The sequence below is a fragment of the Actinacidiphila cocklensis genome (assembly GCF_907177275.1).
GTDB lineage: Bacteria > Actinomycetota > Actinomycetes > Streptomycetales > Streptomycetaceae > Actinacidiphila > Actinacidiphila cocklensis.
This window is the reverse complement of sequence record NZ_CAJSLV010000048.1, coordinates 157894-181696: the sequence shown is the minus strand read 5'-3', so window position 1 is coordinate 181696 and position 23803 is coordinate 157894. Positions and strand designations below refer to the sequence as shown.

The 23803-nt window shown below is 69.2% G+C and carries 24 protein-coding genes, 2 tRNA genes and 1 pseudogene; 12 read left to right on the top strand and 15 right to left on the bottom strand.

The window, feature by feature from the left end; genetic code table 11:
- The first annotated feature begins 5 nt into the window (after positions 1–5).
- From nadD to NFU81_RS11820, 5 genes are all read left to right on the top strand, one after another.
- Complete coding sequence (nadD, locus tag NFU81_RS11840; RefSeq protein ID WP_251488540.1) at positions 6–608, top strand: nicotinate-nucleotide adenylyltransferase; 603 nt, start codon at positions 6–8, stop codon at positions 606–608.
- Positions 609–645: 37 nt separating this feature from the next.
- Complete coding sequence (locus tag NFU81_RS11835) at positions 646–2481, top strand: LCP family protein (RefSeq protein WP_274037281.1); 1836 nt, start codon at positions 646–648, stop codon at positions 2479–2481.
- Positions 2482–2583: 102 nt separating this feature from the next.
- Positions 2584–3021: a ribosome silencing factor gene (gene rsfS / locus NFU81_RS11830; protein ID WP_251488537.1), complete on the top strand. Its 438-nt coding sequence runs from the start codon at positions 2584–2586 to the stop codon at positions 3019–3021.
- On the top strand, positions 3018–3683 hold the full coding sequence (locus NFU81_RS11825; protein WP_251489048.1) for a histidine phosphatase family protein: 666 nt from the start codon (positions 3018–3020) through the stop codon (positions 3681–3683). The genes rsfS and NFU81_RS11825 overlap by 4 nt, the downstream gene beginning before the upstream one ends.
- Before the next feature lie 104 nt (positions 3684–3787).
- Positions 3788–3860: transfer RNA gene (locus NFU81_RS11820), tRNA-Ala, on the top strand.
- A gap of 84 nt (positions 3861–3944) precedes the next feature.
- Here NFU81_RS11820 and NFU81_RS11815 read toward each other — a convergent pair.
- Entirely contained in the window at positions 3945–4946 is a 1002-nt protein-coding gene (locus tag NFU81_RS11815; protein ID WP_251488534.1) for a helix-turn-helix transcriptional regulator, read from the bottom strand.
- A gap of 101 nt (positions 4947–5047) precedes the next feature.
- On the opposite strand from NFU81_RS11815, the gene NFU81_RS11810 reads away from it, so the two are divergent.
- Positions 5048–6529, top strand: a complete 1482-nt coding sequence (locus tag NFU81_RS11810) for an MFS transporter (protein ID WP_422665179.1) — start codon at positions 5048–5050, stop codon at positions 6527–6529.
- 42 nt (positions 6530–6571) lie between these two features.
- On the opposite strand, the gene NFU81_RS11805 is transcribed toward NFU81_RS11810, so the two are convergent.
- The gene (locus tag NFU81_RS11805) at positions 6572–7645 is read right to left on the bottom strand and encodes an alkene reductase (RefSeq protein ID WP_251488531.1); all 1074 of its coding nucleotides are present in this window, start codon (positions 7643–7645) and stop codon (positions 6572–6574) included.
- A gap of 183 nt (positions 7646–7828) precedes the next feature.
- On the opposite strand from NFU81_RS11805, the gene NFU81_RS11800 reads away from it, so the two are divergent.
- Positions 7829–7901, top strand: a tRNA-Ala gene (locus NFU81_RS11800).
- An 817-nt stretch (positions 7902–8718) separates the two neighbouring features.
- Here NFU81_RS11800 and NFU81_RS41255 read toward each other — a convergent pair.
- The 5 genes and pseudogenes from NFU81_RS41255 to NFU81_RS11775 form a co-directional block, all read right to left on the bottom strand.
- Positions 8719–9588: pseudogene (locus tag NFU81_RS41255) on the bottom strand (recombinase family protein); the annotation flags it as partial.
- Between the two features lie 308 nt (positions 9589–9896).
- Positions 9897–11606 (bottom strand): FtsK/SpoIIIE domain-containing protein, encoded by a 1710-nt coding sequence (locus NFU81_RS40810; protein ID WP_274037279.1) that lies wholly within the window; start codon positions 11604–11606, stop codon positions 9897–9899.
- 47 nt (positions 11607–11653) lie between these two features.
- Positions 11654–11953, bottom strand: coding sequence for a hypothetical protein (locus tag NFU81_RS11785; RefSeq protein WP_251488527.1), 300 nt, complete (start codon positions 11951–11953; stop codon positions 11654–11656).
- Complete coding sequence (locus tag NFU81_RS11780) at positions 11950–12663, bottom strand: DUF2637 domain-containing protein (protein WP_251488524.1); 714 nt, start codon at positions 12661–12663, stop codon at positions 11950–11952. Before NFU81_RS11780 ends, NFU81_RS11785 begins: the two co-directional genes overlap by 4 nt.
- A gap of 14 nt (positions 12664–12677) precedes the next feature.
- Complete coding sequence (locus tag NFU81_RS11775) at positions 12678–12872, bottom strand: DUF2304 domain-containing protein (RefSeq protein ID WP_251488522.1); 195 nt, start codon at positions 12870–12872, stop codon at positions 12678–12680.
- Between the two features lie 508 nt (positions 12873–13380).
- On the opposite strand from NFU81_RS11775, the gene NFU81_RS11770 reads away from it, so the two are divergent.
- The 3 genes from NFU81_RS11770 to NFU81_RS11760 are packed head-to-tail and all read left to right on the top strand — an operon-like array spanning position 13381 to position 15003.
- Complete coding sequence (locus NFU81_RS11770; protein ID WP_308208278.1) at positions 13381–14064, top strand: DUF5919 domain-containing protein; 684 nt, start codon at positions 13381–13383, stop codon at positions 14062–14064.
- Positions 14061–14546, top strand: coding sequence for an NUDIX hydrolase (locus NFU81_RS11765; protein WP_308208277.1), 486 nt, complete (start codon positions 14061–14063; stop codon positions 14544–14546). Before NFU81_RS11770 ends, NFU81_RS11765 begins: the two co-directional genes overlap by 4 nt.
- A complete protein-coding gene (locus NFU81_RS11760; protein ID WP_251488518.1) occupies positions 14539–15003 on the top strand; it encodes a hypothetical protein in 465 nt (154 codons plus the stop codon). Before NFU81_RS11765 ends, NFU81_RS11760 begins: the two co-directional genes overlap by 8 nt.
- Here NFU81_RS11760 and NFU81_RS11755 read toward each other — a convergent pair.
- From NFU81_RS11755 to NFU81_RS11740, 4 genes are all read right to left on the bottom strand, one after another.
- Positions 14996–15541 (bottom strand): HD domain-containing protein, encoded by a 546-nt coding sequence (locus NFU81_RS11755; RefSeq protein WP_251488516.1) that lies wholly within the window; start codon positions 15539–15541, stop codon positions 14996–14998. The genes NFU81_RS11760 and NFU81_RS11755 overlap by 8 nt on opposite strands.
- Positions 15542–15566: 25 nt before the next feature.
- Complete coding sequence (locus NFU81_RS11750; RefSeq protein ID WP_251488514.1) at positions 15567–16016, bottom strand: GntR family transcriptional regulator; 450 nt, start codon at positions 16014–16016, stop codon at positions 15567–15569.
- 241 nt (positions 16017–16257) lie between these two features.
- Positions 16258–16482, bottom strand: a complete 225-nt coding sequence (locus NFU81_RS11745; protein ID WP_251488512.1) for a helix-turn-helix domain-containing protein — start codon at positions 16480–16482, stop codon at positions 16258–16260.
- 191 nt (positions 16483–16673) lie between these two features.
- Complete coding sequence (locus NFU81_RS11740) at positions 16674–17126, bottom strand: ATP-binding protein (RefSeq protein WP_251488509.1); 453 nt, start codon at positions 17124–17126, stop codon at positions 16674–16676.
- 214 nt (positions 17127–17340) lie between these two features.
- Between NFU81_RS11740 and NFU81_RS11735 the strand changes: the two genes are divergently transcribed.
- Entirely contained in the window at positions 17341–18084 is a 744-nt protein-coding gene (locus tag NFU81_RS11735) for a phospholipase D-like domain-containing protein (RefSeq protein WP_251488507.1), read from the top strand.
- A gap of 60 nt (positions 18085–18144) precedes the next feature.
- On the opposite strand, the gene NFU81_RS11730 is transcribed toward NFU81_RS11735, so the two are convergent.
- From NFU81_RS11730 to NFU81_RS11720, 3 genes are all read right to left on the bottom strand, one after another.
- Positions 18145–19749, bottom strand: a complete 1605-nt coding sequence (locus tag NFU81_RS11730) for an ORC-CDC6 family AAA ATPase (RefSeq protein WP_251488505.1) — start codon at positions 19747–19749, stop codon at positions 18145–18147.
- Positions 19746–20492 (bottom strand): hypothetical protein, encoded by a 747-nt coding sequence (locus NFU81_RS11725; RefSeq protein WP_251488503.1) that lies wholly within the window; start codon positions 20490–20492, stop codon positions 19746–19748. Before NFU81_RS11725 ends, NFU81_RS11730 begins: the two co-directional genes overlap by 4 nt.
- Before the next feature lie 558 nt (positions 20493–21050).
- The gene (locus NFU81_RS11720) at positions 21051–22265 is read right to left on the bottom strand and encodes an MFS transporter (RefSeq protein ID WP_251488501.1); all 1215 of its coding nucleotides are present in this window, start codon (positions 22263–22265) and stop codon (positions 21051–21053) included.
- 145 nt (positions 22266–22410) lie between these two features.
- Between NFU81_RS11720 and NFU81_RS11715 the strand changes: the two genes are divergently transcribed.
- Positions 22411–22758 carry a VOC family protein gene (locus NFU81_RS11715; protein WP_251488499.1) on the top strand — a complete coding sequence of 116 codons (348 nt, stop codon included), beginning with the start codon at positions 22411–22413 and terminating at the stop codon, positions 22756–22758.
- 40 nt (positions 22759–22798) lie between these two features.
- Here NFU81_RS11715 and NFU81_RS11710 read toward each other — a convergent pair whose 3' ends face one another.
- Positions 22799–23566, bottom strand: a complete 768-nt coding sequence (locus NFU81_RS11710; RefSeq protein ID WP_251488497.1) for an isocitrate lyase/PEP mutase family protein — start codon at positions 23564–23566, stop codon at positions 22799–22801.
- Positions 23567–23803 lie beyond the last annotated feature (237 nt).

The window sequence follows — 23803 nt, the reverse complement described above, 5'->3', positions numbered from 1 at the left end:
GCGCCATGTCCGACAGCAAGCGCCGTATCGGTGTGATGGGCGGTACGTTCGACCCCATCCACCACGGGCACCTGGTGGCCGCGAGCGAAGTGGCGAGCCTCTTCCACCTCGACGAGGTGGTCTTCGTGCCGACCGGGCAGCCCTGGCAGAAGAGCGACCGGCAGGTGTCGGCGGCCGAGGACCGGTATCTGATGACGGTGATCGCCACCGCGTCGAACCCGACGTTCTCGGTCAGCCGCAGCGACATCGACCGCGCGGGCACCACGTACACCATCGACACCCTGCGCGACCTGCGGGCCGAGCACCCGACGGCCGAGCTGTTCTTCATCACGGGCGCGGACGCGCTCTCGCAGATCTTCTCCTGGCGGCATGCCGAGGAGCTGTTCTCGCTCGCACATTTCATCGGGGTCACACGTCCTGGGCATACGCTGTCGGACCCGGGCTTCCCCGAGGGCGGAGTCTCGCTCGTGGAGGTCCCGGCGCTGGCGATCTCCTCGACGGACTGCCGCCAGCGGGTGGCCAAGGGGGATCCGGTCTGGTACTTGGTTCCGGACGGGGTGGTGCGCTACATCGACAAGCGCGCGCTCTACCGGGACGCTTCCGGGTAGCAGGCGCCGCGAAACAAAGCAGGTGAAGGGGTTCCTCGTGAACGACGCAAACCCCCGTTGGCAATATGCCGAGGGCGGACCCGACGACGAGAGGGACCCTTACCCGCAGGACCCCTATTACCAGCAGCAGTCCTACGGTTACGACCAGTACGGAAACCCCGTGCAGCCGCAGGCGCCGCAGGCGCCGCAGGCACCCCAGGTGCCGCAGCAGCCCGGCTACCAGGACCCGTACCAGACCTACGGCGGCCGCCCGGCCCCGCCGCCCCCGCCCGGCCAGCAGCAGGGCTGGATCCCGCAGCAGCCGCAGCAGCCCTACTACGAGCAGCCGCAGCAGCCGCAGGGGTACGACACGGGCCAGCACGCGGCCTACGAGACCGGCCAGATGCCGGTGTACGAGACCGGCCAGCAGCCGGTCTACGACACCGGTCAGCACGCCGTGTACGACACGGGCCAGCACGCGGCCTACGAGACCGGCCAGATGCCGGTGTACGAGACCGGCCAGCAGCCCGTGTACGACACCGGTCAGCACGCGGTGTACGAGACCGGGCAGATGCCCGTGCAGGCCGGCGAGGCCGAGGAGCCGGCCGCCGCGGGCGGCGGCGGGCGGCCGGGCTACCAGACGGAGATGTTCGACTTCGTCGACGACGAGTCCGAGCAGTCCGAGGAGGTCATCGACTGGCTCAAGTTCTCCGAGTCGCGCACCGAGCGCCGCGAGGAGGCCAAGCGGCGCGGGCGCAACCGCAAGACCGGCCTGGTCGTGCTGCTGGTCCTGGCGCTGCTCGGCGGCACCGGCTACCTGTGGCAGGCCGGCAAGCTGCCCGGGTTCGGCAAGACCAAGGCCGTGCAGGCCGCGACCGGCGGAGCGCAGAAACGCGACGTCATAGTCGTGCACATGATCCCGGTGAACGGCGGCCCCAGCGACACCGCGCTGCTGGTGGACAACGCCACCAAGGGCCGCGGCACCACCCTGCTGCTGCCGAACACCCTGTCCATCACCTCGGACGACGGCGCCGCGGCGCCGCTGGACAAGTCGGTCGGCGACGGCATCGGCCCGACCCGGGACTCGCTGGGCACCCTGCTCGGCGCCGACATCAAGGGCAGCTGGCGGCTGGACAGCCCGTATCTGGAGCTGCTGGTCGACGCGCTCGGCGACATCTACGTCGACACCGACGCCGCGGTGAAGGGCACCGGCAAGGACAGCGGGAAGACCCTGGTGCGGCAGGGCAAGCAGCAGGAGCTGACCGGCCAAGCCGCCGTCGCCTACGCCACCTACCGGGCCGCAGGCGAGCCGCAGACCAAGCAGCTCAGCCGCTTCGGACAGGTCATGCAGGCGGTGCTCAAGAAGATGCCGAGCGACGCCACGGGCGCGACCAGGACCGTGCAGTCGCTCGGCCAGATCCTCGACCCGTCGCTCACCGACAAGCAGCTCGGCGCCTCGCTCGCCCAGCTCGCCGACCTGGCCAAGACCGGCGCGTACGGCACCACGCTGCTGCCGGTGCAGAAGGACGGCACGCTCAGCCAGGACACCGACACGCTGGTCAAGGACGTGCTCGGCGGCACCGTCAAGCAGTCCGCGGGCACCACCCAGCCGCGGGTCCTGGTCAGCATCGCGACCGGCAGCTCGAAGTCGGCCCCGCTGGCCCAGGCCGCGATCGTCAACGGCGGCACGTACACCTACGTCGCCGGCGGCAAGGCCGCCAAGACCCAGAGCACCTCCGAGGTGCTCTACACCGACCCGGCGCGGCTCGCCGCGGCCAAGGACGTCGCCGCCACGCTCGGCCTGGCGCCGACCGCGGTCAAGAAGGGCAAGGTGCCGTCCAACGCCGACATCGCGGTGACGCTCGGCAAGGACTACAAGCCGCCGACGCAGTGACGGTGCGGTGAGTGCGGAGCGGTGATCGAAAACCGGTCGGGGGCTGTCCGAGGGTCGTGAGACCCTTGAAGGAGTCCAGCCCCCGACCGGAAAGCCGTTTCTGTGACCGCCACTGACCGTTCCATCGAGCTGACCCGCGCCGCCGCGCAGGCCGCCGCCGACAAGCTCGCGCACGACGTCATCGCCTACGACGTCAGCGACGTGCTGTCCATCACCGACGCGTTCCTGGTCGCGTCCGCACCGAACGACCGGCAGGTCAAGGCGATCGTCGACGCCATCGAGGAGACGCTGCTCAAGGAGCTGGACGTCAAGCCGGTCCGCCGCGAGGGCGAGCGGGACGGCCGCTGGGTGCTGCTCGACTACATCGACATCGTCGTCCACGTGCAGCACTCCGAGGAGCGGGTCTTCTACGCTCTGGAGCGGCTGTGGAAGGACTGCCCGGAGATCGAACTTCCTGCGGACGCGGTCGCCACCCGGGGCAAGGGCAAGGAGCATGCCGCGGCCACCGCCGCGGCGGACGAGGACGGGGAGCTGAGCTGAGCGGGCAGGCAAGCCGGCAGACGAGCGGCAGGGGCCGCCGGATCGTGCTGTGGCGGCACGGTCAGACGGCGTGGAATCTGGAGCAGCGCTTCCAGGGCAACACCGACATCGAGCTGACCGAGACCGGCGTGGCCCAGGCCCGCCGCTCGGCCCGGCTGCTGGCCGCCCTGTCGCCGCACGCCATCGTCTCCTCCGACCTGAACCGGGCCGCCGCCACCGCCGCCGAGCTGGCGGCGCTCACCGGGCTGTCCGTCACGTACGACAAGGGCCTGCAGGAGACCTACGCCGGGCACTGGCAGGGCCTGACCCACGAGGAGATCCTGGCCTCGTACGGCGAGCAGTACGCCGCGTGGAAGCGCGGCGAGCCGGTCCGCAGGGGCGGCGGCGAGCTGGAGACCGAGGTCGCCGACCGGGCCGCGCCCGTGGTGCTCGCCGCGGCGGACGAGCTGGCCGACGGCGGCGTGCTGGTCGTGGTCAGCCACGGCGGCACGATCCGTACGACCATCGGCCGGCTGCTCGGCCTGGACCCGCTGACCTGGGAGTCGCTCGGCGGCCTGTCCAACTGCTGCTGGTCGGTCCTCGGCGAGGGCGCGCGCGGCTGGCGGCTGACCGAGCACAACGCCGGCACCCTGCCGGAGCCGGTCCTCGGCGACGACGCGTAGGACGACGCGCACGGCGACGCGTAGGGCCTGGCACAGCCGATTTCGTTTCCGGTCCACCCACCGGCTATGCTTCTTCACGTCGTCAGGGGAAACCTGACAGGCGCGGGGCTGTAGCTCAGTTGGTAGAGCGCTTGCATGGCATGCAAGAGGTCCGGGGTTCAATTCCCCGTAGCTCCACAGGAAGAAGGCGAGATTCCTCCGCACATGCGGAAGGGTCTCGCCTTCCGCGTTCTGCCGGGCAGACCAGCCGGATCGGGCTGATCAGGCGGACTTGTCGCAGTCCGAGGCGGCCGCCGCCTCCCGTTCCGCCATGATCACCGACAGCGGGCGGCCGTGCAGGGAGCAGCCGACGACCGGGTCGCCGATCTGCCGCAGCCGCTCGATGCGCAGCCGGTCGTCCTCGGTGACCGGGGTGTAGACCACGAAGCGGTGCCCGGCCATCCCGTCGATGCTCAATGACATCGACGTCATGTTGATCACGCCGATGCCCTCGTGCCGGAAGGCCTTGACCCGCTTGCCCGGCGCCGCCACGTTGCCGCTCGCCCACAGCTGCGCGAAGGTCGGGCTCTCCTTGACCATCAGCGCGATGAAGGACTCCCACGCGGGCTCGCCGACGTGCCGCCCGTAGCTCCTGCGCACCTGGGCCACCATCCACGGCAGCTCCTCCGCGCTGTTGACGAAGGTCATGCAGCACTCGGGCACCGTAAAGAGCTTGTAGAGCACGTTGCGCTCCCAGCGCGCCACGATCGACGTCATCGGCCACAGCGTGCGGTAGGTCGCGTTGGTGGCGCGCACGTCGTAGCGGGCGTTGTAGATCGCGGCGGGCAGCGGGTCGAGGGCGTCCAGGATGCCCTGCGACTCCACGCCGACGGTCTCCGCGTCGGAGTTCGGCTCACTCACGAACGGGATGCCGGCCAGCCGGTAGAGGTGCTCGCGCTCGGTCGCGTCGAGCTGCAGCACCCGGGCCACCGCGTCGAGCACCTGGACGCTGGCGTTGATCGGGCGGCCCTGCTCCAGCCACGTGTACCAGGTCACACCGACCCCGGCGAGCTGCGCGACCTCCTCGCGCCGCAGCCCCGGGGTGCGGCGCCGCAGCCCGGGCGGCATGCCGACGTCCTCCGGGGTGATCCTGGCCCTGCGGCTGCGCAGGTAGGCGGCCAGTTCGGTGCGGCGGGCGGCGCCCTTCTGCCGCGCGCCGCCGGTCTGCCGGTCGGGCTCGGCGGGTACGGACCGGGTGGCGGGCGATGCCGGAGTGCTGGGCATACGGTCATACTCCCCAATGCGCAGTACGCCTGCCAGGTGCTGGCAGTACCAGGATCACCGGGCTCTCGTTACCGGTACCGCCCTGCCGCCAGGCTCGACGCATGACACAGCCCGTGATGAACGGCGCGACCGCGCCGACCGCCCACCGCCCCGCCGTCGATCCCGGCGCCACGAAGCCCGGCAGAGCGGGGCCGCGGCCCGGCCTGCTGCTCGCCACCATCCTCATCGGCCAGTTCATGGCCCTGCTCGACGTCTTCATCGTCAACGTCGCCGCCCCGACGATCCGCACCGACCTGCACGCCTCGGGCGCCTCGCTCCAGCTGATCATCGCCGGCTACACCATCGCCTACGCGGTGCTGCTGATCACCGGGGCGCGGCTCGGCGACCTGTTCGGGCACCGGCGGCTGTTCGTCACGGGCCTCGCGGTCTTCACCGTCGCCTCGCTGGCCTGCGGCCTCGCCCAGAACACCGGTGAGCTGATCGGCTTCCGCTTCGTCCAGGGCGTCGGTTCCGCGCTGATGATCCCGCAGGTGCTCAGCCTGCTCCAGCTCACCTTCAGCGGTGAGGCCAGGACCCGGGCGATGAGCGTCTACTCGGCCGTGCTGTCCTCGGGCGCCGCGCTCGGCCAGTCGCTGGGCGGCATCCTGGTCAGCGCCGACCTCTTCGGCGCCGGGTGGCGGCCGGTCTTCCTGGTCAACGTGCCGATCGGCGCGGCGATGCTGGTGATCGCCCCGCGGGTGCTGCCCGAGGACGGGCGGCGCGACCCCGTCCGGCGCCGCGGCCTTGACCTTCCGGGCCTGACGGCGCTGGCGGCGGCTGTGACACTGCTCACGGTCCCGCTGGTGCTGGGGCAGGAGGAGGGCTGGCCGGTGTGGGGATGGGTCTGCCTGGGGCTGAGCGTCGTGTTCTTCTGCCTGTTCATGGTGCTGGAGTCGCGGCTCGCCCGGCGCGGTGGCTCCCCGCTGGTCTCGGCGCGGGTGCTGCGGGCGCCAGGCATGCTGCGGGCGGTCATCGTGATCATGACGACGATGGCGGTCAACGCGGGCTTCCTCTTCGCGGTCGCCCTGCACCTGCAGTCAGGGCTCGGCTTCAGCGCGCTGCGCACCGGCCTGACCTTCGCGGTCGCCGCGGTCAGCTTCGGCGGCGTCGGCCTCAACTGGCGCCGGCTGCCGGTGTCCTGGCGGACCTGGCTGCCGGCCGCGGGCCTGCTGCTGGCCGCCGCGTCCTTCGCCGGGCTCGGCCTGGCGCTGCGCGGCGGCGGGGACGGGGGAGCCGCGCTGTACGTGTGCCTGTTCACCCTCGGCGGCGGCCTGGGCCTCGGCTTCAGCCCGACCTTCACCCTGGCGCTGTCCACGGTCGCCCCGCAGGACGCCGCTGACGCCAGCGGGCTGCTGGCCACGGTGACGCAGCTCGGCCAGCTGCTCGGCGTGGCCGCGCTCGGCACGCTCTTCCTCAACCGGCTCGACCTGCCGGGCGTCCACCCCTCGGCCCACGCCTTCGCGGTGACCGCCGTCGCCCTGGCCGCGCTGTGCCTGGCGGGTACGGCGGTGGCGCTGGGACGGAGCCGGACCCGTACGGCCTGACACGGTGCCGGGCGCCCCGCGGGGCGCCCGGCGCAGCGGGGGCTACGGGGTGCCCAGTGCCGGGTAGTCGGTGTAGCCGCGGTCGCCGCCGCCGTAGTACGTCGCCCGGTCCGGGGTGTTGAACGGGCCGCCCGCGCGGAGCCGTTCCGGCAGGTCGGGGTTGGCGAGGAAGAGGGCGCCGTAGGAGACCATGTCGGCGGTGCCGTCCTCGACCAGGGCCAGCTCCTCGGGGCCTGACGGGCGGCCCTGCGTGCGGGCGTTGAGGATCAGCACGCCCGCGAAGCGCTTGCGCAGCTCCAGGGTCAGCGACCGCTCGCCGGTCTCCATGATGTGCAGGTAGCCGGGGCCGACCGGTTCAAGGGAGCGCAGCAGCGCCGCGTACGCCGGCTCGGGGTCGGGCTCGTCGATGTCGCCCAGTGAGTTGCCGGGGGAGATCCGCAGGCCGGTGCGCTCCGCGCCGATCGCGTCCGCGACCGCCGTGACCAGCTCCGCCGCGAAGCGCGCCCGCCGCTCGGGCGAGCCGCCCCAGCCGTCGGTGCGCAGGTTGGCGTTCGGCGCGAGGAACTGGTGGGCCAGGTAGCCGTTGGCGGCGTGCACCTCGACGCCGTCGAAGCCCGCCGCCACCGCGTTGCGGGCCGCGGCCGCGTGGTCCTCGACGGTCCGCGCGATGTCCTCCTCGGTCAGCTCCTGCGGCTCCTCGAACTCCTGCGGCCCCTCGGCGGTGTAGACGCTGCCCTTGGGCCGTACCGCCGACGCGCTCACCGGCCGCAGCCCGCCGGGCAGCAGCGAGCGGTGCCCGATCCGCCCGGTGTGCATCAGCTGGGCGAAGATCCGCCCGCCTTCCGCGTGCACGGCGTCGGTCACCCGCCGCCACCCGGCGAGCTGTTCCGCGCTGTGCAGTCCCGGCGTGTCCGGATAGCCCTGCCCCACGACCGACGGCTGCGTGCCCTCGGTGACGATCAACCCCGCGGACGCGCGCTGCGCGTAGTACGCCGCGGTGCTCGCGGTCGGGCTCAGCCCGGGACCGTAGGCCCGGCTGCGGGTCATCGGCGCCATCACGATCCGGTTCCGCAACCGGCTCCCGCCCAGGTCAATCGGGTCGAACGCGGAGGTCACAGCGGTCTCCACCTCTCTCGTCCACTCAGCCGCTGCCACCGTAACCCGGCAACGCGCCGCCGATTGTTGACACTTCATGAACTTCGCCGCGCCCGCCCCGACGCCGGCCGCAATGGATTTGCAGCCCCTGCCCGTGCAGCGTGTAAAGTAACCCCAGGTCGCCGGGCATACCGGGACCGCAGCGGGGCTGTAGCTCAGTTGGTAGAGCGCTTGCATGGCATGCAAGAGGTCCGGGGTTCAATTCCCCGTAGCTCCACAACCGTGGTCTTACTCGAACCTCCTCCACGGAGTGAGGTTCGAAGAAGGTCCGCAGACGTCACGGCGTCACCCACCTGGGTGGCGCCGTTGTCGTTGTACGGGGCGCCGAGCGCCGGCCTGCGGGCCAGGTCGACGAGGGGCGCCAAGGCGGCCGTGAGTTCGTCGGAGGCCACGTAGGGGCCGTCGTCGTCCGCGTCGAGGTAGAGGCGGCGGAAGAAGGCCTGGTTCAGCACCTGGCGGGCGCGTTTGCCGGCCTGGCGGTAGAGCTCCTGGGGTTCGGCGAGCAGGTCGATCAGATAGGCGAGGGTGTCACGGCCCGTGTCGAGGTCAGGACGGTCGGTGTCGTCGAGCTGTCGAGCGAGGCGGCTGCGCTCGTCGCGGATGGTGCGGAGGCGCGCGGCGATCTTCTCCTGCGGCCAGTCGTCGTCACCGACGAGGTCGAGGAAGCGGTCTTCCTGCTTGTCGAGCCGCTTCAGCTCGCCGGTGAGCCGGTGGTGCATGTCCGCGCTGATGGTGGCTGCCTCGCCCATGGCTTCGTCCATGCGGGCCGCGATGCGGTCGCGTAGATCCAGTGGCAGGGCAATGGTGGCGTAGGCGTCGAGGACGCCCGTCTCGACACGTGCGACGGGCAGATACGGCAGGTCGCAGGTGTGGTCCTGGCGCCCTTTGCAGAAGTAGTAGAAGTACAGCTCTCCCGTGTGGCTCTTGCCGCGCATGATCATGAGGCGCTCTTTGGATCTGTGGCACCAGACAGTGCCCTTCAAGTAGTGGTTGTGGCGGCGCTCCCTGGTCCCCCCGATGCGGCGGGTTTCTAGCATCTGCTGCACCCTGGCGAAAAGCTCCGGGGTGACAAGCGGCTGATGGCGGCCTTGGTACTCCTGGCCGCTGTGGCTGACGTAGCCGAGGTAGTAGCGGTTGCGCAGCAGCTTGCCGAGCGCGTTGATCGAGATCGGTCCGGCCGGGTAGCGGCGGTTCGGGCGGCTGCGGAGCCCGGCGTCGGTGAGGGCCTGAATAAGCGCGTGGAACCCGTAGGCGCCGGACGCGTACAGCTCGAAGGCCATGGTCACCAAGGGGCCGCGGACGGGATCGACGACCACGGTCCGGACCTCGCGCCCCTCGAACATCTCGCGCACGTTGAGGTAGCCGATGGGCGCGATGCCTACGGAGCCGCCGTGTTTGATCTTCTGGCCCATCTTGTAGGCGATGTCGGCTCCGGACGCTCGCGACTGGTATTCGTTCACGCCGTCGAGCACGGTCCCCACCAGGTCGCCGATGGCGGAGTCCTCGGTGTGGTCCATCACCGAGACGAGGACGGCGCCGGCCTCGCGTAACTCGCGTTTGGTGATAGCCGCGTCGATGCTGTTCCGGTGCAGCCGGCTGCGGGCGTACACGATGATGTAGCCGATGTCGTGCTCGGACTTGAGCCGGGCCATCATTTCCTGGAACTTCGGTCGCTTGTCGGTCGAGGTCGCCGACCGGCCGGGCTCGACGTATTCGCCGACGATCTCGGCGTCGAGTTCCGCGGCACGGCGCTGGACGGCGGCTCGTTGAGCGGGGAGCGAAATGCCTTCGGGGTCGTAGTCGGTGTCGACTTGACCGGCCGACGACACGCGCAGGTAGGTGAGAGCGCGCTTGCGCGGGGCGTGGTTGGGCTGGTCGTGGTGGCGGATCACGGGCTGGGTCATGTCGTCCTCTCGTCAGTGGCGGTGCGGAGCTGTCGGGCGGGTCCTCGGGTCGACGGGCGATGTCCTGTGCGACGAGCACGAGGGCTTGCAGGAGGAGTTCCTCGTCGGCGATGACGAGTCGGCGGGCGCGGGGTCGGGTGCTTCTGCCGCTCGAAGGCGGCGGGGGCTCGGTGGTGGTCGTGGGCGTCTCCTCTCGGTGAGTCCGAGAGCGGTGAGCGCGTCCGCGCGGTCGTCCGTCCGTTGTCCGTACGAGGCCCTTGCTGCGCAGACGCGTGCGAGGGTGCGGACGTCCGCGCGGACGCGGACGGCTATACGGACGGCGGGCGGTTGTGGTCGGTGGCACGCCAGCGGCCACGGGCCACCTGCCGGGCTCGGCCGGCTCGGGCGTGCGCTTGAAGGCGGTCGTAGATCCATGTGCGGCCCATCTCGGTGATGTTCATGAGGTCGGATACGGACACCCCTTCGTCGGGGGAGTCGCGCAGGGCGGTCCAGAGGGTGAGTTCGGGGTCGGCGTCCGTGACGATCTCGGCGTCGACGACGTCGTCGGGCTCCGGCTCGTCGCCGTCGAGCGCGGCAGCCGACAGCGCGTCGAGCGGTGGACGGTCGGGGGAGTGGCGCGCGGCCGTGGTGCGTACGTCGTCGTCGGTGACGAGGTAGGCGCGGGCTCGCCGGGGCTGGTCGAGTCCTTCGGCGGAGACGAGGAACTTGCCGGGGGCGTCGAGGGTGTGCGCGAGCCAGCCGGCGGCGAGCGCGCCCTGTCCGAGGACGAGGTCCGTGTCCTTGCGTTCGCGAACGCGCAGGCAGATGCGGATGTCCATCTGGGAGCGGACGGCCCCCTTGCCCATGGCCTGTTGGGTCGGCCGCTGGGTGGCGGCGAGCAGGGTGACGGCGACGGCACGGCCGCGCCGGGCGACCGAGTCGGCGGCCGTTGCCGCCTGCGGGGCGTTCTCGGCGAGTTCGGCGTACTCGTCGATGATGATCACCAGTGCGGGTGCTTGAGGGGTGGGTTCCCGCACGCGGGCGTTGCTCTCGCTCATGGCGCGGGCGCGGGCTTCGATGACGCGTACGGCGTCACGGAGGAGGGTGGCCGCTTCGGCGGGCGTGGTGGCGAGCCGGTCGAGGCAGGACGCCCACGGCCGCAGCTCCATGCCGCCCTTGAGGTCCACGCCCCACAGCACGACATCGGGGCAGGCCGCCAGGTTGCCGACGATGACGTTGAGGACGCCGCTCTTGCCCGACCCGGCGATACCGCCGACCAGGGCGTGACGGCGCAGGAACGCCACGCGTACCGGGGTGGCGTCCTCGTACACGCCCAGGTCGATGGGCTTGCCGATGGTCTGGGCGGACGGGCCGCGCCAGGGGATCGCGGTGGCGTGCGGGTCGTCCGCGAGCACCCGCATGAGGAACCGCCCGGCGTGCGCGGGGTCGGGCTCGACGCGCACGGCGCCGGGGCGGGTGCCGAGCCCGGATTCTATGGCGGGTACGTGCGCGATGACGTCGGCGATGGTCTGGCCGGGGCGGAGGGTCATGCGGGCACGCCAGCCCCAGAGGTCGACGACGGCCGACAGGACGCGCGATCCGGCGAGCCCTACGGCTTCTGCGACGTTCGGCCACGCGCGGATGGTGCGGTCCACCGTGACGCGCACGCGACGGCGACGATGGGTCCACCAGGGGATGCCGGCGGCCAGAGTCGTCACCGCGAGCACGGTCGGCAAAGGCCGGTGGGTCGGCCCGAGCCGGGTCGCGGCGGCGAGCCAGGCGCCCGCCCCGGCCCCCACGAGGGCGGCGTAGAGGCGTTCCTCGGGGCGGTCCAGGCGTCTGAGCACGCCCAGCATGAGGACGAGGACGGCGCCGGGCGCGTACGGCCACCACGCGGGGTGCGTGGCGTGGAGCCAGAGCCCGGCGAGTCCGAGCCCGAGCGCGGTGGTGATCGGGGCGAGTTCCGAGCGGTACCGGAACGTCAGCCGGGCCAGTCCGGTGAGCGCGTCGAGGAGGGGCGACTCGTCGGCGACGATCATCAACGGCTGCGACCTTCGGTTGCGGCGCGCGCGGCGTCCGTACGCCCTCATCGTTCGTCCCGTGTGAGGGGGGCGTGCGCGGCGACCTCGTCGCGCACGTACGAGAGCGGGTCGGGCTCGCCGTCGTCCTGGGCGTGGAGCGTGGCGCGAGCGGCGGCGAGCAGGTTCGCGCACTCGGTGCGGGCAGCGGTGAGCAGGGTTGCCAGTCGCTTGGTCTCCGCGAGCAGGACGGGGATGTCCATGAGCGCGGTCCGCAGCGCGGCGGGCGTGCGGCGGCGCGTGGCGATGGCGAGGTGGTGGGACACGGCCTCCTTGTCGAGGGTGGGGCGTGGTGCGTTGCTGGTCATGGGGTGGGTTCCGCCTCCTTTCGGTCGGGGTCAGGTGTGGGCGCTTCGGCGAGCCGGCGCCGGAAGTCGGTCGCGCGTGGCCCGGCGATGCGCAGGGTCGTGCGCAAGGCGTCCCGGGTGATGGGCCGGCCGTCGTGCTCGGCCCGGTGGCGGGCGTCGGCGTCCTGTGCGGCCTGCCAGAGTTCGTCTTCGCTCCGAGTCTTGGGACGGCGGCTTGCGGTACGGCGTCGGACGGCGGGACGGTCCCGAGGACCGGCCTGGTCGGCGGTCGAGGTCCGTACCGCCATGTCGTCGTGCTCGTCCGGACTCCGTACCGCGTGAAGGTGCGCGGTGAGTCCGAGGACGGCCGCCGGGACGGCGCCGACGAGGACGACGATCGGCCACGAGATGGCGATCAGTCCGACCGCGGCCGCGTGGTACGTCGCGTTCCCGGCGATGCTCGCCGTGATGGCGCCGATGGCATTTGCCCGCGCGAACCGCCGGGCGTGCGGCGCCCGGGTGGTCCCGGCGAGCCAGACCCGCGCGGACGTCATCGCGTATGCGTCGATGGTGACCGGCAGCAGCCACGCGAGCCGTGGCGGCCACCCGGTGTCCAGCGCGAGCCCGCGCAGTCCGGTGAAGCTCGCCACTGCCGCGGAAGCGGCGGCCGTGGCCATCCCGGCCATCACCCACGCGTCGCGCGGCGCGGCCGTCTCAGCCTTCGATGACAAGGCTCGTCTCCTCTCTACAGGTGGAGCGTGGAGATCGACTGCGCGAGCGTCCGAAGTGCGCTCGCGATGTGCGGACCGGACGACGAGGACGCCAGGTAGAAGCCGAACAGGGCGCAGAGGGCTGCATGCCAGGCACGAACGTTCGCGTACCTCCACAGCAGCCAGACCAGACAGCCCAGCAGTACGGCGGCCGACACGGTGACCATCATGGTCAGCGCCTCCGCATCTGCCGTGCGGCGATCCGGCGCTGTGCCTGCTCGTTCCGCTGCCAGCGGGCGCGGGCACGGCACTTGCGGCACTGTCCTAAGCCGCTCTTCCGGGTGCGCCTGTGCTCGGTGAGCCGGGCTCCGCACTGGCATCGGACTTCCTCGTCGTGGTTCGGGTCTGCGGTCACGGTGACAACTCCCTTCTCGCGGGGAGCGCACCGCCCAGAATCTGAACATGTTGAACATGTGCAGATTTACGATGCCCAGCGACTGACGAGGTGTCAAGGCTGGGATCTCCGGGCGCTGCGACTCTGCCGGTGGTCGTCGATGCCGGGGCGGCTTCGACGTCACCGAGAGTGCGCCCGGTGCGCGGTACGTCATCACTACATGACTGGACGTGTGCGAGACGTCCCGCCTATCGTGGAGCCGTCTCGTGACGTCTTGGGGTCGATGCATGCAGAATGAGCGCCTTCGGGCCGCGTTGCTGGAACGCGGTCTCACACTTGATGAGTTGGCGAACGCGATCGACGTGGATCCCAAGACCGTGGAGCGCTGGGTAACGACCAACCGGACGCCCTACCGGCGCCACCGGTACGCCGTAGCCTCGCAACTCGGCTTGGACGAGACCTACCTGTGGCCGGACGCGCTGACACCCGACCAGGTCGCGGGCGCCTCGGAGAGCGAGATCCTCACCGTCTACCCGCACCGCTGGGCGGTTCCGTCCGACCTGTGGCGGCGCATGTTCGAGACGGCGGAGCAGGAGATCGGCGTCCTGGTCTACAGCGGGCTGTTCCTGTCGGAGGACGCGGGAACGCACCAGGTCTTCCGCGCCAAGGCCGACGCGGGTGTGCGCGTGCGGATACTGATCGGCGACCCCGAGAGTCCGGCCGTCACCCAACGCAGCGCGGACGAGGGCCTTGACGGTGCACTGGCCGCGAAGATCCGGAACGCCCTGGTGATGTACAGGCGGTTGCGGAGCGTCGAGGGAATCGAGTTCCGTCTTCACGACACGATCCTCTACAACTCGATCTTTCGCGCGGACGACCAGCTTCTCGTCAACACCCACATCTACGGGTTCTCTGCTACGCACGCCCCGGTGATCCACCTGCGCAAGGTCGCCGGCGGCAGCATGGTCACCAACTATCTGGACAGCTTCGAACGCGTCTGGGACCGCGCCCGGGAACTGGAGACATGACGACCATGCCGAGCCGCATCGACTACTTCGACGACCCGAGTGCGCCGTCCGCCAACAGCCTCGTCCCGTCCGCGAACGCCGTCGTGACCGACCGCGAGGGGCGCATCCTGATGATCCGCCGCAGCGACAACGGCAATTGGGCCGTGCCCGGGGGAGCGATGGACCTCGGGGAGTCGATCGTGCAGACGGCGGTCCGGGAGACCCTGGAGGAGACCGGGATCCACTGCCGGGTCACCGGGCTCGTCGGTATCTACACCGACCCCCGCCACCTCATCCACTACACGAGCAATGACGAGGTGCGGCAGGAGTTCTCGATCGTTTTCACCGCGGAGTACGTCGGCGGCGAGCCGACTCCGAGCGACGAGTCTCGTGAGGTGGTCTGGGTCCCGCGCGACGACGTCCAGGGCCTGAAGATGGACGACTCCATGCGCCACCGGATCGACGCCTACCTGCAAGGTGAAGGGCTGCCGCAGCTTGGGTAGCGACTGGGTCAGCACCGCGGCCGACGTCTTCTCCTCCATCGGCACGGTCGGCGCCTTCGGCACCGGATTCGTCCTCCTCCGCCGCGAACACCGCCGAGAGGCCGACCGCGACGAGGAGGCCCGCCGCGCCCAGGCGGCGCGCGTCAGCGCGTGGGTCGAGGCCTACCGCCGGGACGACGGCTCGCGGGAGCTTTCCTTCCACGTCCACAACGCCAGCGACATGCCCATATACGAGGTCGAACTCCCGCTGCCCGCCCTCCCGGGGGAGGAGTCGCAGACCGAGTTCATCGGCCTCGTCCCACCGAGCCAGACCATACGACGCCCCGCGCCGCGCGAATGGCTGCGGTCGTACGTCGAGCCGGAGCCGATAGAGATCGAGTTCCTCGACAGCGCCGGCCGCCACTGGAACCGCGACGAACAGGGAACGCTCATCCGCGCGCAGCGCTCGGCTACGTGACGAGCAGAGCCTCGATCCGCCGTGCCGAACCGATGATGTGCGGGCTCGCTTCGGTGATGGATTCGGTGACGACAGCCCCGGGGCCGTAGCGCGAAAGGATCTCGGACAGCCGCGTCTCGACGCCGACCGGCTCACCGTACGGTGTCGTCGTCATGTCGCAGTAGGTCAAGGCGTCGGTGAGCAATCCGGTGGGGGGCTCGAACTCTGCGTCGAGTTCTTCGCCAAGGCCGCGGTTGCGGGCTTCGATGTGAGCGCAGGAGTGGTACGCGACCAGGGCGCACACGCGGGGGTCGGCCTGCTCCACGTCGCGTAGGTAGCGGGCGCCGTCGAGGGAGTGAAGGCCTGTCTTGACGAGCGACGGCGCGTACCCGACGTCGTGAAGCCACGCGGCACAGATCAGCAGCTCGGCATCGGCCCCGAGGACGCGGGCGATGGACTCGGCCTTGCGGCCGACGCCTTGCGAGTGCGCCCAGCGGCGCGGAAGCGGTCCGGCGAGCAGGTCGCCGGCAAGCTGCTGTGACCACGGGACCGACGTCATGAGTCGAGGCTAACGGCGCCACGCACTACTTCACGAACCTGCCTTTGCCGTGACGCGTCTCGATCAGCCCTGCGGCCTCCAGATCGATGAGGGCTTGTCGGGCTGTCCAACGGGAGACCTCGTATTGCGCTGTCAGCGCGGCCTCGCTGGGAAGGATGTCCCCTCGGTTCAGCTCGCCACGTTCGATCGCGGCGCGGAGGTCGGCGGAGATTCGCCGGAAGATCGGTGCCGGGGGCGTGGTGTCCATCTGGGATGCGGCGAGGCGTCCGCGTCCGGGCATGGTGACGAGCAGGCCTTCGTGTTCCAGGTCGGAGAGTGCGCGCCGCAGCGTATTGCGGGCAACGCCATACTCCGCCCGAAGCGCGGCCTCGCTGGGGAGTTGCACGCCCGGTGGAAACTCGCCCGCGGTGATGCGGCGGCGCAGGGCGTCCGTGATGGTCTTGTACGCGCCCCACGGCGTCGAGCGCGAGCCCACTCGTCGTCCCTTCGTCGTCGGATATCAGCCCAAGGCCGGGTGTCCGCCTGTCGAGCCCTTGGTGTTCCTACCGGTGCCCATCGTCGCGCATGTGGAGGCGTGGAGAGGAGGCGGACGACGTCATCGGCGGAGTTCGCCCGTATCGGCTGCGGCACGTGATCGCGCCGCAGCCGGTACAGAGGAGGTTGTGCACTGCCCTTGCCCGGAATCGGCAGCCATCGGGTGTGATCGATCGGGTCTTCTACTGGCCGTGCCGAGTAGGGGCAGCACTCGGGCGGTTCGGATCAGGAGGGTTGCGCTCCAGGATGACGACGGGGCACCTCAGCACCTCGGCGATCTTGGCCAGGTACGCGGGTGTGGCGTTGCCCCATCCGGACTCGATCTCGCCCATGAGCTGTTCGGAGATGCCCACTTGCTGGGCAAGCGCCCTCTTGGTCAGACCGGCCTTCTCCCGTGCCCATGTCACCCCTGCCGGGTCCTGTCGCAGGACGCGCGTGCGCTTGCGTCGGCGCGGTAGGGCGCAGGCCGGACAGTAGGACGTCGACTCGCACTGCGTGCACACCACCAGGTCGCCACCGCACTTCAAGCACTGCGCGCCATGCTGCGGTGTCGCCGAGTCCGGCCTGAGAGGAGACGGGACGTCATCCGCTCCGGGCGTCACTGGGGAGTCCCGATCTTCTCGTCGTTGGTGCAGACGGCCCAGACCATCTTGCCCGGCCCCTCGCGGATGCTCACGCCCCATTGGCCATTGGTGAGCGCGTCGACCAGGGCCAGCCCCCGTCCGAACTCCGCATCTGCGGAGGCTTCCCGGAGCTCCGGCTTGCGCTCGCTGGCGTCATGGACCTCGATGCGCACGCCGCCGCTCTCAAGGCGTTCGAAGCGGGTTCCGATGAGGTGCCCGCGCGGCGAGCGGGCGTGATTGACCGCGTTCGTGACCAGCTCGGAGATCACCAGCTCGGCCGATTCGGAGAGGTGGGGTAGGCCCCAGACGTCCAGGTGCTGCGCCAGGAGGTGCCGTGCTCGGGTCACCGAACGGACGCTGCGCGGCCAGATCCTGAATACGGCGGTGGGGCGCTCGTCGACGTGCGTTGCGGGTGTGCCTGTGGTCATTGCTCAGGTCCCGTCCATCCGAACAGGTGGTGCTGCGGCACTTGCACGTCGTCTCTCCCTCGCAGAGTGGCCATGCCCCCGGCCGGCTGCGCGGTCGCGGGGTCCCTTACGAGAGATTCGGGGCGATACGGCGGCGCGGACACCACGTCTTGAGGGACGTCTAGGGATTTCTTGGCTAGTCTGAAGTCGTCCACACCCCGAACAAGGGGGAAGCGTGAACGACGCGCTCCGTCGCGCCCTCATGTCCGCCGGCCTCGACTCCGCCGATGTCGCGGCCCGACTCGACGTCGATCCGAAGACCGTCGAGCAGTGGTGCGCCGGCCGCGTTCCCTACGCGCGCAACCGCGCTGCGCTCGCGGCACTGGTCGGCCGGGGCGAGCACGAGCTGTGGCCCAACGCGGCACACTCGCGCCCGCGCGTTCCTCCGGGCGGCGAGATCCTGACGATCTACCCGCACCGTTGGGCGGTGCCGCGTGAGACGTGGCTCCGCCACTTCGCGGGCGCCGAACGGGAGATCGGCATCCTCGCGTACAGCGCCCTGTTCCTAGTCGAGGACCCCGGCATCCTGCACACCCTGGCCGACAAGGCTCGCGCGGGCGTCCAGGTCCGCCTCCTACTCGGCGACCCGGACAGCCCGGAGGTGGCCGAGCGAGGCGAGTCCGAGGGCATCGGCGACGCCATGTCCGCCCGTATCCGCAACGCCCTCGCCCTGCTCCGGCCGCTGGCTCTGCTACCTGCCGTGGAAGTCCGCCTCCACCGCACGGCGCTGTACAACTCCATCTACCGCGCGGACGACGACCTACTCATCAACCCCCACGTCTACGCCCAACCCGCAGCAACCGCCCCGGTCTTCCATGCCCGCCTGACCGAAGCCGGGATGCTCGGCGCGAACTACGCGGAGAGCTTCGAACGAGTCTGGAACGGTGCTCGTTGCTGTACATCCCTGGAAGAAATCTAAGCTCGATAGGGAATTGCGAGTCGAGGGCGCTCGGATAGCGAAGGAATGAATGGGGGAATCTCAGCCGGAAAGGTACTCCATTACTGCGGCGGTGGCTATGTTCATCATCCGGCGTGAACGGACAGCGCCGACGTACCTGGCTTGCTGGAAGTCGGCCTCGGAGGCGGCAAGGATCTTCCCTACGGTGTCGAATCCAAGCTCTCTGAGTTTTTGTCGAGCAAAAGCCGTCATGTCCAGCTGGTCAACACTCCGATCGAGCTGAGATTTGATGAACTCTTGCCGAACCTCGTCCATTCTTTCCACGTCGAGCTTCGCGATACTTCCATACAGTTCATGATTGGCCCCAAATTCGATCATCCGCTTGATCGAAATCGCCTCCCTTAGCCAATTCGTTGCAGTTACAGGATCCGACTCGGGTCCGGTTCGAGTGCCGATATTCAACATGTATCGAGTACCCGTTACACCGCGAGTGGCGACCAATCCGCTGCCAGCTTCGTGCAAGATTCCGCTGTAGCAAAGCAGGCGCAATGCTTCCTTCACCGCTGCCGGCGCATCCCGATGGATCCACAAGAATACGCGCTTGTCCGGGTCACCCGAGTTGCGTTGGTTCCTGCGTAGCATCGGAATTACTTCTTGCTGTAGAAACTCGCGACCCCAGTCGATCACGGTGCGGTGGCCTATATAACGATCTCCAAGAGCGGAATGCTCTGACCAGATTATGTCGCGATAGTACTCCCTCATTACTCGCTGAGCGTTATTGGTATTGAGGGGGGAAGCGGAAGACATTGTCTTCAGTAGTGTTCGAGGATTACCGCTTGCGGCGAAAGCTAGAGCGTCGAATACCGCGCCGTGACGGTTGACTATTACTTCAAGGCTGGGATCCTGTCGAATCACAATTTGCCTCATGGAACTCAGATACTCGGGGTCCAAAATATTTCGGTTAACGTTAATTAGTTCGGCGTCATGGCTCATCTGAAAGGAGTCGCCAAAATAGGTGACGCCAGGGTACACGGCTGCTTTAACTGAAAGATACGGGCTCCTGAGGTCTCGCATTACCGTGAAAAATTGTCTCTGCTGCTCGGGGATGAAGACATGAGCCGCTTCGTCAACGAGAAGGACAACCCTGCCAACACCTGTTTCATCACACAGATCCTCGACGGCATCCTTGATCATCTCGGGGTCGAGGCCTGAATCTGCCTGGATTGGAGGCGAGTCTGTTTTCCAGGCGTCTTCCAGCCCGCGCCAGAGGGTTTCGAGACGTGAAGCAGTGACCTCGTCGTCCCCTCCAGCAGAGAGGGTCGAAAATACGCTGCTGTGGTTTTGAAGCACCCCCTTCTTGCGTGCTTCCCTAATGATCCGATTGCAGATCTTGGCAAGCATCCAATGCTTGAATCGTTCCGGCTCGGATGTCTGGAGGAGGCCAGCTTTATTGAAGGTGACATAGACTGCAAGGGTCTTAGAGTTGGAAAATTCGTCATCCATCTCCTTTTGGGCGACCTTCAGAAGAAATGATTTCCCAACGCCGCGAGCCCCCTGTAGAACCACGGTTTTTTTACTCTTAAGAATATCGATTGTCTGACGATCGACATCGGTTTCTACAAAATACTTCTCAACGTCCTCCAGTGTGAGATCTTCCGTGCGAAAGTGTAGTTCGTTTGTGCTCACGTGTTGTTCTCCTCCATCGGAAGATCGAGCAGTGTTCTAACGGACATGAGGTGGGAATAGTGGTCCTCAAGCGACCCCTCAACCGTTCCCTTCTGCTCTGCGGGAAGGTCTTTGTAGTAGCGCACCATTAGGCAATGGATTACCGTCAACAGGGACGAGGAAGCTACGGTAATCCACTCTTTCGCGACTTCGTCGCGGTAGTTGATGTCGGTGGGCAGCAATCGAGAAGTCGAGACATTCCCGTGAATGTACTCAGAGCATCTACGGTAGGCTCGCTTTAGCCTCTCAAGCATCTCCTCCTTATCGCCCATCGCTTCTGGGCAAAACTGGTTCAGAAACGATGTGGAATATAGTCCGTCATCGGCCGATACGATGGACTTCCAGCTGATATCGATATCCCCACTCACCCATAGGCGGCGCTTAAATTCATGAGAGCTGAGGAATGTTGCTCCGACGGTTACTTCAATGAACGACCTTAGGCTGGAAAAGGCCTGCCGGTAGAGACCGCTCATTGCCGCATAGAATGCGAGTCCAAAATCTCGATGTGCTGACTGGAATTGTTGGGCTTCAGGCTTGTCTTTCAGGGCTTCGAGCCACGTGAAAAGATCCGCCTCCAAGTGTAGAATTCGATTTATCTCCGACTCGTTTGATTGTGCTGCCTGTCTGATGTGATTCATGCAAGAGTCGTGTAGCTTGAGGATCATCTTTTCGATACTCGAAGCGTTTTCGGCGCTGGACGACATACGCCATAACGTAGCACCCACCCGCCTGCCGGTGCGGCCCTTTTGTCTTGTTGAGTAATGAAGTTGGAGCGTGCTCGGTTCGACTCATCCCACGAGCCGATGACCCCCAACGGGAGAGTGGGCCTCCTACCTGTGATGAAGCCTTCCGCCAAGATGCCGCTAGGCGACATCGCCCTCGAAGTCGTGGGCGCTCCCTGTTCCGTCGCGCCCGGACGACCCGCCAGCTGCCGCTAGGTCGCCTCCGGGGAACTCTCACCAAGACCGTCCACAGCCTGAGAGGCAAGGCGGGGGAAGCACTGATTAACTTCGCGCACCTTTCCCTCAAGTTCCGGCTCGTCGGCTGGCGCGTCCGGCCCTGACAGGCGGGTCAAGACTGAGCGGAGGGCGCTGACCTCGTCAGCTAGGTTCAAGTAAGAGGTCAGGACCTCCACAAGATCGAGGGCGGAGTGTGCTCGCGGACATCGCGACCACACTCCGCCCTCGTCGTTTGTGCTCGGCTGAGCCTCGCGTGGCGGGGCGTCGCCCCCCACCCTCGCCTTTTGCGCCTGTCCGCCCGGCTCACACCGCCGGGCGGACGGTGGGGCGCCGTGCGCCGAGGAGGGCTGCGAGGGCGGTAGCGGCGAGCAGGACCGCGGTGGCCGCGGGGAATGCCGGAGCGGCGCCGTAGCGCGAGATCAGGACGCCCGCCGCGGCGGAGCCCAGAGCGCTGCCCAGGTTGTACGCGGTGTTGATCCAGGCGCTCGCCTCGGTGCGCGAGCCGGCCGCGACCAGGGTGTCGACCTGGAGGTACGCGGTGATCAGCAGGGTGTCGGAGCAGGCTCCGGCCAGCAGCAGGCCGAGGGCGACGGCGGCCGGCGCGGACGCCGCGGCCGGCAGTGCGTAGCAGGCGGCGGCGAGTGCCCCGAGGATCAGCAGCCGGCGGTGCGGCGGCGTGCGCCAGCGGGTGCGGCCGTAGACGAGGCCGCCGACGGCGCCGCCGACCGCGCACACGGCCATCAGCGGACCCGCGACGGCCGCGCCGCGGGCGGCGACGACGCCCACCTCGGCGAGCGCCAGTGCGCTGCCGCTGCCGAGGACCACCACCAGGAGGGTGGCGAAGCCCGGTGCGGGCGGCGGCCCGAGTCGCCGCCGCGCCTTCGCCGCGTCCTCCGCGTCCTCCGATGTCGGTGTTTCCCGGACCGGGCCGAGGACGGACGCGAAGGCGGTGAAGCCGGCGACGGCGACCGCCGCGGTGGCCGCGAGCGACAGGGGCGCGGAGGTCGCGGCGGTCAGCAGGCCGCCGAGGACCGGGCCGACGGCGAAGACGGTGGACTCGGTGACGGCGTCCAGGCTCAGCGCCGTCTGCCGCTGCTCCTCGCTGCGGGTCAGCTCGCCCCAGCGGGTCCGCATCAGCGGTCCCACGGGCGGTGGGAAGACCCCGGCGAGCACCGAGAGCGCCACCGCGAGCCAGGCGTCCGTGCCGAGCGCGGAGCCGGCGGCGAGGCAGCCGAGCAGGGCGCCGTAGAGGAGGGTCAGGGCCGGGAGCGCGCCGCGGTGGTGTTCGACGAGCCGGGACCGGTAGGGGCCGAGGAGCGCGGAGGCCAGCCCGAACAGGCCGGCGGCGGTGCCGGCGACGGCGTAGGAGCCGGTGCCGTCGCGTACGGCGAGCAGCAGCGGCAGGGACAGCAGGCCGTACGACATGCGGGCCAGGGTGGCGGTGGCGAAGAGCGCGCGGGCGCGCGGCAGGGCGAGGACAGCGCGATAGGACGCGCTGCCCCGGTCGGGGCGGGACATGGGGAACTCCGGAGTCGACGGGACGTGAGCGACCGGGCGTCCGCGCGCGCAATGGAGTGGCGGACGGCGGGTCGGTCAGTGGGGTCCGGAGGGCATGGGGGGATCGTAGTGCCGGGACCGTTGTCGGTACAGATCGGAAGTCGACGTGAGCGTTCGCCGGGTGGTGCCCAACGTGCGGTCGGAGGACGTGGCGGCGAGCCGCGGCTTCTACGGGCTGCTGGGCTTCGAGGAGGCCATGGACCTGGGGTGGATCGTGACGCTCGCGTCGCCCGCCGCCCCGGGGGCGCAGATCAGCTTCATGGCCGCGGACCGGACCGCGCCGGTCGTCGCCGACATCAGCGTGGAGGTCGACGACGTCGACGCGGTCTACGAGGCGGTGCGGGGGAGCGGGGCGGAGATCGTCCATCCCCTGCAGGACGAGGAGTGGGGTGTGCGGCGCTTCTTCGTGCGGGATCCGCACGGCCGGGTCGTCAATGTCCTGTCCCACCGCTGACGGCGGGCCACCGGGTCTCGTGGTGGCGTACCAGCCTCTGCTACAGCGCCTGGTGGCGTACCAGCCGCTGCTGCAGCGCCGCGTACGGCGTCGCCTTCTGGGGCGTGCGACCGTCCCGCGCGTCGGTGGCGACGGAGACAGCCGCGTCGAGCGCGGCGCGGTAGGGCAGCGAGCCGGTGCTCACCCGGCGGACCCCGAGCGAGCCCAGCTCCGCGAGGGTGAGCCCCGGTACGAGCAGCACGTTGACCGGGACCGGGGTGCCCGCGGTCAGCGCGCGCAGGTCGTCGGGCGCGGTGGCGCCGGGGAAGAAGACGCCGTCGGCGCCGGCCTCGACGTAGGCCAGCGCGCGGGCGAGCGAGGCCTCGACGCCGGCGTCCTGGCCGAGCCAGTAGGTGTCGACCCGGGCGTTGACGAACAGGCCGGGCGCCCGGCTCTTGACCGCGGCGACCTTGGCCGCGTGCAGCGCGGGGTCGACGAGCGCGCCGCCCGAGCTGTCCTCCAGGTTGATTCCGGCCACGCCGAGCGAGGCCGCGTAGTCGGCGACCTGCTCGGGGTCCTCGGCGTAGCCGTCCTCGATGTCCGCGGTCACGTGGACGGGCAGGCCCGCCAGCAGGCGGGCGAGCGTACGGGTCGCGTCCCTGCTGGCCCGCCCGCCGTCCGGTTCGCCGGCCGCCGCGGCGACGCCGAAGCTGGTCGTGCCGACGGCGGGGAAGCCCGCGCCGGCGAAGGCCAGCGCGGAGGCGACGTCCCAGGCGTTGGGAAGCAGCAGCGGCAGGTCGCCCTGGTGGTGGAGGTCGTGGAAAGTCATCGGCCCTGCCCTTCGCTCGTCACCGCAGCCCCTCCGACCGAGGCTAGGGCCTGCCGCGGACCGCCCCGTCGCGACGGGCCGCGGTGTTCCGCGGTGAGAGGCCGAAATGCCCCGCACAGTCGGGAAAATGCCCTCTGTCGGGACAACTTCCGTGCTGCTAGCGTCGGTTCGCCTGATCACCGGAGTGTCCGGAGCAGATCGTTCCTTGACCTGCTCTTGGTGTTTTCATGCCCCTGG

Bases quoted from the DNA above. Each gene is read 5' to 3' on its own strand.
- NFU81_RS11815 (WP_251488534.1), bottom strand. From the start codon at position 4,946: ATGCCCAGCACTCCGGCATCGCCCGCCACCCGGTCCGTACCCGCCGAG.
- NFU81_RS11810 (WP_422665179.1), top strand. From the start codon at position 5,048: ATGACACAGCCCGTGATGAACGGCGCGACCGCGCCGACCGCCCACCGC.
- NFU81_RS11785 (WP_251488527.1), bottom strand. From the start codon at position 11,953: ATGACCAGCAACGCACCACGCCCCACCCTCGACAAGGAGGCCGTGTCC.
- NFU81_RS11710 (WP_251488497.1), bottom strand. From the start codon at position 23,566: ATGACTTTCCACGACCTCCACCACCAGGGCGACCTGCCGCTGCTGCTT.
- NFU81_RS11720 (WP_251488501.1), bottom strand. From the start codon at position 22,265: ATGTCCCGCCCCGACCGGGGCAGCGCGTCCTATCGCGCTGTCCTCGCC.
- NFU81_RS11775 (WP_251488522.1), bottom strand. From the start codon at position 12,872: ATGATGGTCACCGTGTCGGCCGCCGTACTGCTGGGCTGTCTGGTCTGG.
- NFU81_RS11755 (WP_251488516.1), bottom strand. From the start codon at position 15,541: ATGACGTCGGTCCCGTGGTCACAGCAGCTTGCCGGCGACCTGCTCGCC.
- NFU81_RS40810 (WP_274037279.1), bottom strand. From the start codon at position 11,606: ATGATCGTCGCCGACGAGTCGCCCCTCCTCGACGCGCTCACCGGACTG.
- nadD (WP_251488540.1), top strand. From the start codon at position 6: ATGTCCGACAGCAAGCGCCGTATCGGTGTGATGGGCGGTACGTTCGAC.
- NFU81_RS11765 (WP_308208277.1), top strand. From the start codon at position 14,061: ATGACGACCATGCCGAGCCGCATCGACTACTTCGACGACCCGAGTGCG.
- NFU81_RS11725 (WP_251488503.1), bottom strand. From the start codon at position 20,492: ATGTCGTCCAGCGCCGAAAACGCTTCGAGTATCGAAAAGATGATCCTC.
- NFU81_RS11740 (WP_251488509.1), bottom strand. From the start codon at position 17,126: ATGACCACAGGCACACCCGCAACGCACGTCGACGAGCGCCCCACCGCC.